Annotated in this window: 2 protein-coding genes; both read right to left on the reverse strand. The window is 48.5% G+C overall.

The genetic code is table 11. The annotated features are described in order from the left end of the window. Window positions 1-2,639 (reverse strand): DUF6443 domain-containing protein (locus tag BGO59_RS33445; RefSeq protein ID WP_293691577.1); only part of this gene is annotated, 2,639 nt, incomplete at its 3' end. A 15-nt stretch (window positions 2,640-2,654) separates the two neighbouring features. Next, window positions 2,655-3,461, reverse strand: an 807-nt coding sequence (locus BGO59_RS33450; protein WP_293691579.1) for a hypothetical protein, incomplete at its 5' end; no start/stop codon positions are given.

Raw genomic sequence — 3,461 nt, forward strand, 5'->3', positions numbered from 1 at the left:
CCAAATGGATAATAATCATTACGGTCAAGAACTTCTGCGCTGCCCGTGTCCGGGTTCTTTGCGTAGCTCAAACGAACATTACCCAGATGGTCTTTGTACTGGTAAATATACTTATTATTAATGTAATCGTAGTAGCCCTCAGAGGTCGGGAAGTACGACAATCCCAAACTTGCGTCCAAAGGTCCTCCCGGGTCTATTACCATAGCTTCCGGCTCGGCAAAGGCTTCTTCCTGGCGGGCATACCTCACATCCTGGGTCGCTGGGTCCTGAACTTCCAGAGCCTCTCTCAACAGCCCTGTTACCATGGTGGTATATACAAAGCCATCCAGGTACTCCGTATTGATCGTGTGGCTGCCGGTTTCGTTATTCAGAACAAATTTCTTCTTCAGCTTCACACCATCCGCACGGTAGTAGAATGTAGAGACATTGGTCTGCTCTATCGTCTCCGGCAGATTAAGGTAATTATAGCTGATATTCGTGATACCTTTATCAGGCATCTTAGTCATGTTGCCGTTGGTGTCATATTCTATAAGACCGCCGCCGCCTTCGTAGCCACCGGGATTTACGGAAGCATCTGTAACGGATGTGATGCGGTTCCCCTGGATATTATAGGTCAGGTTGTCCATCATCTTCACGGCTCCTTTGATCCTACTGCTTGTCCTTTTCAGATTGATGATATTGCCGTTCTTATCATAGTTCTCTATGATCTCGCTGTTGGCCTTGGCTGCAGGATTGTCCGGCAGCTGGTAGAAGCCTGCCTTCAGGCGGTTGGCGCCGTCATACACATAGCCCTGGCGTTCCGGGCTGCTGTACAGCACCTGTCCGCTGACATCCATGGCTTTCCACACCGTCTCGGTAATGTTCCCATTGTAGCGGGGCTGTACTTTATAAGTGGGAAAATCCAGATTCGGGGTTTCCAGGCCGTCTCTCTGGGTATAGTTGATGTGGTAAGCAAACAGCTTGCTGCCAAGGGTATTGACATTGTTGATATCCGTCAGCCAGCCGCGTACATTATAATTATAATCTATACTCTGCAGGTTGTTGCCCACTTGCTTATTAATAACCTGTCCCAGCTCGTTGTAAGTATATTTCGCCAACAGCTCTTCCGGGTTGCTGTTCACCTGGTGGTAGTGCTCTTTCAGATAATTGCGGTCATTGTACACAAAGCGTTCCTTCACGGTTACTTTAGCGCTGGTTGGAAGCCGCTGATGTTCGGTTTCCACCTTTTCGGTGATACCTGCCCAGTTCTGCACGGTGTGAGTGACCGTAATACCGCCATGGTGGTTGATCTCCTCCGCGCCTACACTTCTGCCCCGCTGGTCATACCAATAGTAGGTCCTGGTCCACTTGTCATCGGAGATATTCTTCACATAGGACGCTGTTGGGAGTGTCTTGGTGCTTTGGCTTGCCAGGTTGTCGGAAGAAAGGCTTGCTTCTGTTATTAATGAAGGCTTAGCCGGTGTTCCTACAGGATAGGTGTCATAATAGTTGACCGACAGAACGGTATCCAGGTAACTGAAGTACCCATTGCTGTAATAGATCTGCAAGCCGTTTCTGGAGAATCCCGTACTATGTGGAGATTCCGTAATCACCATATTGGCAATGATGTTCTGTTGCTGCGACCGGGTTCCTCCGTTCATAAAACCGGTGTACAACACCCTGCCGAACTGGTCATACTTAGTGATGAGCCATCTGTCCTGTGCCCTCATTACAGCATCCCGGTAGAGGATCAGCCGGTCAGCCTTGTCATACACCATCTCTTCTTTGCCCTTGCCCGGCAGCTTCTTTTCTATCAGCCTGCCTTTGCTGTCGTAGCGGTAGATGTAGCACAGCTCATCTTTAGCTCCCTGATCCAGCGTTCCCAATGCAGAGGCTTTTGGCGGGATGATCATCACCAGCTGCCCATACTGGTTGTAGAGGTAGTGCGTATCCAGCTTCTCCGTTCCGTTTTCCCGGCGGGTAACCAACGTCTGACCCATGGAGTTTTTATACACCACGGATACATTCCCGTCCTCATCCGTAGATACGAGCTTATGAAGCGAGCCCTTGGCATAGTTCTGCGTTTGGGCAACAGCCGGCTGAAAGACGCTCTCGTCATCATCGGAAACAGCGGTGTATTGCTTGATCTCATTCTGCCCGATAAAGAGGTACTCTACTTTTTTGGTCTTTCCGCCGGACATTTTCCACGCATCGCCAGGGGCGGCTGTTTCCACAGGACGGCTAAGCGGCGAGTCTTCGGTCTTCACTTCCGCAAACGCGTTGGATACGCCGTAATAGCTGTTGATATCCGCTTCGGATACGCTTTGCATAGCTCCCGAAGTGCCGGCTTTGGTAACCGGAAGATATTGCTTTGTCTGCCTGCCTGTTACAGGATCATAGAAATAGTCTGTGATCATATCTTGTCCACTATAAGTAGCGCCTATGGCGATATCCTGCACAGGTCTCCCTAATCCGTCGGTATACTGTACGGATTGTATCTGTTTTTTGCTGTTATTGGAGTCAGGGTTTGATGCATTATAGGTAACAGGCTCCAGGTAAGTACGGCTGTAGGTGTAGGTCTGGTTAGGCGTGAAGCTTTGGGCACTGAACTCTCCAATAGCGGCAAGCATCAGTAATATATAGATAAAGTATCGTTTCATTTGTGGTTATTGTTTTTAATTGGTATAAACATTCTGCTGATATTTGTTCTCCCTGATCACATTGTGGTTGGCATCTTCTACCCTTATCAGACGGTTCTGGTTGTCATAGAAATAGTATTCTGTAAAACCGTTCGGTGATGTCACGCTCTTCACCCCGATCAATGGGTCATAGGTGTAAGTGGTGATCAGGTAATTTTTGAACTCCGGCTTCTTGCGGAAGGTCTCCAGCGCATCTCTCAGCAGCTGCTCATTCGTATTGTCCGTACTGCTGATATCCTGGTTGGATTTCTGTACAATCTCAAGACCGGAAGCATCGCTCTGTCCCATGAGTGCAAGCATCGTGTTATAGCCCAAACCCTCTATCTTTGCAATAGGCTGGGTGCTGTCATAACCCCAGATGATAGCGGTCGGCACGCCCGACTTATTAGTGGTCTGCAGTACATTCCCCATAGTGTCATAGATATCATTGGTCTGCTCACCGGTGATCACATTATTGATCCCGAAAGACTGTACCGATGACGGAAAATAATTGCCTGACTGATCATATCTGGTCTCCAGCTTGCCCGTCTGTACTCCATCCTGTTTTTGGCTCACTTCCAGCGGTACCGAAAACATATTGGCGCCCAATAGCTTCGTATTGTTCTTCTCTGCAGCATATTGATAGACCGTCTCAGATACCTTCCCATCTGCCGATGTACGCTTCTCACTCATCAGGTTGTTGTTATCCTGATTGAAGGTCTTCTCCATAGTCTCGGTCATTGAGTTACCCGATGAATCGTAAGAAGTGCTGGTGGTCGTGATATTGTCAAAATAAGATTCCTG

Origin of the sequence: Spirosoma sp. 48-14 (assembly GCF_001898575.1) — a bacterium.
Classification (GTDB): domain Bacteria; phylum Bacteroidota; class Bacteroidia; order Cytophagales; family Spirosomataceae; genus Spirosoma.